This window comes from Novosphingobium sp. FG90 (genome assembly GCF_057808725.1).
In genome coordinates, this window is the sequence record NZ_JBMDIO010000075.1 from 1 (window position 1) to 5,269 (window position 5,269).

A 5,269-nucleotide genomic window follows, 5' to 3' on the forward strand; every position below is an offset into this window, starting at 1 on the left:
GTCAGCGCCAAACCCGATACCCTCGGTGAGTCAGATTCCACAGGTTTTGGTATAACGTGAAGAAATGCCGATCCGGTTGCTCGTAGCTATTTCCAGTAAATCTCGCCATTCGTTAGCACCATGGCTGCCGTCTCCCCTCCCACTGGCGCGCAAGCCCCTCGGACACCATCTGCATGCCCAGGGATTTCCCGTTCCTAACGAGAATACGGAGCTTCCTTCCGTATCGATCTCGATCCCTATCGGCCATCAACTGCTCAAAAGGGCCGCTATTCATCAGCTCTGCAAGCCGGTCGGTGGCCTTTTTGCCCAAGTCCGCTTCCGATGGGCAACGGGGCGGATGCGTTTCGGGTGCATCGATGTCGGCGATGCGGACCTTCTCGCCGTCGATCCATGCGGTGTCGCCATCCACGACGCAGTTGCCTCCGCCACCTGTGTGGCAGAAAGTGAACTTGGCGCTGGTCGTTGTCGTGAAGGTCGTGCCGGGGTCAGGCTGCATGTCGGTCGCTGCGAAAGCTTGGCTGGAAGCAGCAACCGTCTCCGCCGTTGATGTATCGGGAGGGGAGCTGAATTTGCCTTTCCCAGCGCCGGTGGCGAGATAGGTGAAGACGAATACCCCGACGAACATGAGCGACACGCACACCAATGCCAGCCGCTCCATAGGGCCTATCTGCCCCTTTCGTTTTGTGGATGGGTCATCGCGCCAGCGCCGTTCGCGCCTATCCGTCCGGCGGCTCATTCGACTTTGCTGCCGAACATTCGCGCAAACCATGGGCGGGAGGCTGGCTCATATTGCGCGATCTGCCTCGCGTCGGGCATGGACGACGGGGGCGTCTGCGTAGCCAATGGCGTGAGAACCTGGTGTTCCAGCTGTAGGGCCGCAGCATGGCGGTCCAAGGAGCGGCGCACGAGCTGGCGTAGTTCTCCGAGATTTGCATCAAGCTGATCCATGGGATTCACTTGCGAATCGTAGGCGACGCCTGCTGCGTCGACTTGCGGAGGCGAATCTCGATGCGACGACGGCGCTGGTCATCACCCTTTGCCGTTCCATTTGCTACCTTGTCGACGGGCACGATCATCTGCGCGCCGGACAATGGCAGAATGGCGACGTTCCGCAGCCGGGGGTCAGCTCTCAGCAGGTGCACCACCGCGACCGCCCGGGCCATGGCAAGACCGGCGTTGTCCGTTGAGCGTAGGCCGGCAATGGGCGTCCGTCCCACCGATGCGGGTATTAGCGCGGCGTCCAGGTTGCTCGAACCGGACATCGGCACCTCGTCGGTATGCCCGATCACCTCTACGACGTCGACGTCATAGTCGGACACGCTCCGGGCCAGCATCGGGATCACCTCGGACTTGAGGTTGCGTTCGAACTCGGGGCGAAGCGTCGCCTTGCCGCTATCGAAGAAGTAGCCGCCGGCCTCGCTCAGGCTGAAGAATGGCGGCCACTGTCCTTTCCTTCCCTTAGACGAGGCGGCAACGACCTCCTTCACGTAGCGCTCGGGATCTTTCACACCGCTTGTAGCTGCTGCCTCCCTGACCTGACGTCCAACTTCGGCGTCCTCAAGCAGATGCTTGCTATCGACAGCGCCGGCCTCGACGCGTTTCCGCGCCTCGATGGCCCGTTTCAATTCCTTGAAGTAATCGCTGGAATCCCTTGCATCGGGATATGCGCGTTGCAGTTCCTCGATGAGCTGGGAGGCACCGCCACTATCGAGAGCCTGAATTCGTGCATCCCGGTTCTGCAACGCCGCGGCGAGCGCCATGAGCAGGACGAAAAGGAGAAGGATCATGATCTCGGCCATCGTGAGACCGAGGACGAGGCCCCGTCGATAGGACTTGTCCTGCCGGAGGTCCAGCTGCTGGTCACTCACGGGTTGGCCGCCTGAACCCGATCGACAAGAGTGCCGGTCATATCGACAAGCGCATCATGGACCTTGGCAACATTATCACGGGATCGGTCCAGTTCGCGTTCAAGCGCGGCATTGTGCTGTTCAAGCTTTTCCAGACTGGCTTCTGCCTTTCGCGAAAGATCCGCGGTGAAGGTCTGATGTGTCTTGGATATCGCCTCGAACTGCTGCTCCATGGCCGAAGCAGCCCGGGCGAACGAGTCCGCGGTCTTTGTCGCCATGTCGCCTGGAACGGACTTCACCTCAGCCAATCGGGCCGAAAGTGATTCCTCGAACCTGGTGGTGGAGGCATCGAAACCGGCGATGTGCTTCGCGACATCCTCGACGACCTCCTGCAACTTCCGACCAGTTTCGCCAAGCGTCCCTTGCGTTTCCGCAAGCTGTTCAGCGCGTCCGGCAAGCTCGCCGAGATTCTGCTGCGTTTTCTCCGCCGCAGTCTCCAACGATTTCAGAGATTGGGCAATGGCAGTGGTGGAATCCTGGATGTCCTCCATGGCATCGACATGTTCTTCGATCCCGGTAATCACCTTTTCCGTTGCAGCGATGAGACGCCGGGCGCTGGCGAGCGTCGCATTGGCCTGTTCCGCCGTCGTGTTGGTGGCGTTCGTCGCCATTGTGCTTATGGCGGTTCCAGCGGCTGCGGATGCATCGGCGATCGACTTCGTCGCCTGCTCCTGAACGTCGATGAGCGAAGCGACTATGTGCTCCCGCAGTTCGACCAGCGCTTGCCGCGTCTCTCGGCCGTAGTCGTTCATGCTGACTGTCATGGCCTGGAGTTCCGCCTTCAGCCGACTGGCGGCGTCGGCGAGCTCGACGCGAGCGGTATCCTCTGTCTCGACCAGGTCGACCCTGCTCTGGTTGAAGAACACGCGCAGCACGAGGCCCATGATCGTGGTGGCCAGTGCGATGCCGAAGCCCTGAACGATTGTGGTCGCCGTATTGGACGGGTCGAAGAAGAAGATAGCGTATGCCAGGCTGGTGAGGGTGTAGATCAGTCCGAGATAGTAGCAGTTGTCTCCTGCCTGATCACCGCGGAGCCGCCCCGTGCCGGATGTCCGGACGACAAAAGCGTATCCCAACATCGTAGCTGCGGCACCTGCCGCTACGAGAACGGGAGATATGCCCATATACTTCACTATGAGGATGGCTGCTGCACCACCGAAGGCGAACAGGAGGAAGCCCCAGCGGTCTATCCAGCCGCGTTCATCCAGAAAATCCCGCTGATGGGTCTCGATCTCGCTCATTCACCCGCTCACATTGTAGATGCGGCGCACGGTCCCACCTTCGGCGCCAATGATATTGTCCCAAAGGTCGGCAAGAGACCGGGGTTGCGTCGAGGCGGCGTCGCTGCGTTCGAGCATCCACAGCTCGACGTCGACACCGCGAAGATCGGTCCGGAGGCGTCGGAATGTCGCCCCATCAACGAATTCCCGAGCGTCCGGCAGACCACGATAGAAACTGACGTCGCCGGTGTTCTGGAGTAGGTCCGACGCCACGACGAGCCGCTTCGGAATCGCCTCCTGACCCGGCTTCTGCAACTGCGTGAGCGCAACCGACTGGATGGATTCGAGTATTGGCGACTGGTCGGCATTGCTGGCTGTTGCAATGCGCTCGAACGCCTCCGTCAGTGGCTTGTCAAAGTTCTCCTCCCAATCCTTCTGGGTGGCGTCTGGGTCGCCGGTGGCGGCGCTGACGTCGTTGGCCGTTCCGGGATTGCAGCGGGTGATCACAGGCGTAAGCAGGCTGTCCTTCGTCGCGTCGACCTTCGCCACCATCAACTGCCCATATCGCGGGATCGAGTTCTTCAGCTTGGTGAGTTGGTTCGAGAAGTCCTGCCGCTGGGGCGTGTTCATGGGATCGGTGACATCGACGAGAAGCACCGTCACGCTCGTCACCTTGCTCGGGCAGCGGGTGTTTTCGTCGAGATCCTGTTTGGAGGATGCCACGACGAAATAGACTGTGCCGAACGCGATCACCACGAGAGCGACCAGCAGAATCTTGAATAGGGCGCTCCTGCTGTCCGCATCCCTCCGGGCGGACGCAGCCGACTTCGTGCGTCCGCGTCTGGGACGACGGTCCCGTGGCAACCTAGTCATCGGCGATGCGCTTCTTCAGTTCGTCGAGGGGCTCGAAGCTTGCTATGGCCCCGTCGAAGGCAGTTGAGATCTCATCGACGGCTGCCTCGAGTTTCCCCTCGGCGGCATCGATTGCGGAGCGCGGTATGTCGTCACCTGCAGGTAGAGGGAGCGCGGTTCTGGAAAGACGCCATGATGTCTCGAAGCGATCTGGTGCGGGTGTGGACCGTGCAGCGCGATTAGCGTTGCGGTATTCCTGCAGCAGGGCGTTCGCGACTGCTTCCAGCTGTGTCCCGTACTCATCGTAGCGGCGTCGAAAGGCTTCGCGCGCCGTAAGTATCTGCTGTCGTTCGGCATGCTGCCGTGCAAGCTCTTCGCGCACGTCGGTTGCCTCCTCGATGGCATCGTCACGGATGTCGGTCAGTTCGTGTTTCGCATCCTCGAACTCGGCCACATAGTCGTCGCAGCGCTTCGCATGCCTGGTGGCAGTCGCCCCATATCCCGGATAGGGGTCGTCCATTTTATATCCCGCCATGGCGGCTGTGATGGCGAAGACGATGCCCGCCACAACAAGGCCGTAGGAATACAGGCTATCCAGCCCACTCCCCAGCATACCGAGTGCGGCCGTCTCCGGATGCGGAATGCCTAGGGATTTGGCATCCCGGTAATGGGCGGCCATCAAATTCCAGACGAGGGTGAAGATGATCCACAGGGTGATGCCGGCCCAAGCCAGCGTGCGAGCGGTTGGATTCCTGAGGTTCTTTCGCGGCCAGAGCAGCCGTCCTGCGACGCCGGCGACAAAGACGTTGATCGCGCCGACGATTGCCGCAGCGAGAACGCCGCCCAGATATCCCATGCTGTCGTTGAGGCGGAGGAGCATGGAGTTGGCGATCGTCTCGATCAGCCAGCAGACCGCCATGGTCCCATAGGTACTGATCGGCGCCGCAGCCTCATGGGCGGGACGCTTCAGTCCATTCTCGTTCTTGAAGTCGCGCAGTTCGCCATAGCTGCCGCTGATGGCATCGCGGCTGTTGGTCAACCGACCACGCCTAACAAGGACCTCAGCCTTGAAGTCACCCACTGCTAGTTTCGCTTGGGTCCGGATGGAGCCGAGGTTCGCGATGAGAGATAGGCCGTTCAGGCGCGAATCGTATGTCCGCACGCTGTTTGCCGCATCGATCTGCGCCCTGCCGAAATGCTCCTGTATGAATGCCGCGACCTCGGTCTCGACGACGTCTAGCCCGGGTTATTCACGAGCCCGCCGCTCTGGTGTGTCCCGAGTTTGATCGG

The 5,269-nt window shown here is 60.9% G+C and carries 5 protein-coding genes; all 5 read right to left on the bottom strand.

Features of this window, described 5'->3' with window-relative positions; all coding sequences use genetic code 11:
* Positions 1 to 112: 112 nt before the first annotated feature.
* On the bottom strand, positions 113 to 658 hold the full coding sequence (locus tag ACODRZ_RS26265) for a thermonuclease family protein (RefSeq protein ID WP_155986466.1): 546 nt from the start codon (positions 656 to 658) through the stop codon (positions 113 to 115).
* A gap of 295 nt (positions 659 to 953) precedes the next feature.
* Positions 954 to 1,868, bottom strand: coding sequence for an OmpA family protein (locus ACODRZ_RS26270; protein WP_036529974.1), 915 nt, complete (start codon positions 1,866 to 1,868; stop codon positions 954 to 956).
* Positions 1,865 to 3,148, bottom strand: a complete 1,284-nt coding sequence (locus tag ACODRZ_RS26275) for a hypothetical protein (RefSeq protein WP_488973149.1) — start codon at positions 3,146 to 3,148, stop codon at positions 1,865 to 1,867. Before ACODRZ_RS26275 ends, ACODRZ_RS26270 begins: the two co-directional genes overlap by 4 nt.
* Complete coding sequence (locus tag ACODRZ_RS26280; protein WP_036529977.1) at positions 3,149 to 3,883, bottom strand: hypothetical protein; 735 nt, start codon at positions 3,881 to 3,883, stop codon at positions 3,149 to 3,151. It lies immediately after the preceding gene.
* A 109-nt stretch (positions 3,884 to 3,992) separates the two neighbouring features.
* Positions 3,993 to 5,018 carry a hypothetical protein gene (locus ACODRZ_RS26285; protein ID WP_488973148.1) on the bottom strand — a complete coding sequence of 342 codons (1,026 nt, stop codon included), beginning with the start codon at positions 5,016 to 5,018 and terminating at the stop codon, positions 3,993 to 3,995.
* Positions 5,019 to 5,269 lie beyond the last annotated feature (251 nt).

What these genes read in the sequence shown, in the direction of transcription:
- ACODRZ_RS26265 (WP_155986466.1), bottom strand. Translation starts at nt 658, where the DNA reads ATGGAGCGGCTGGCATTGGTGTGCGTGTCGCTCATGTTCGTCGGGGTA.
- ACODRZ_RS26275 (WP_488973149.1), bottom strand. Translation starts at nt 3,148, where the DNA reads ATGAGCGAGATCGAGACCCATCAGCGGGATTTTCTGGATGAACGCGGC.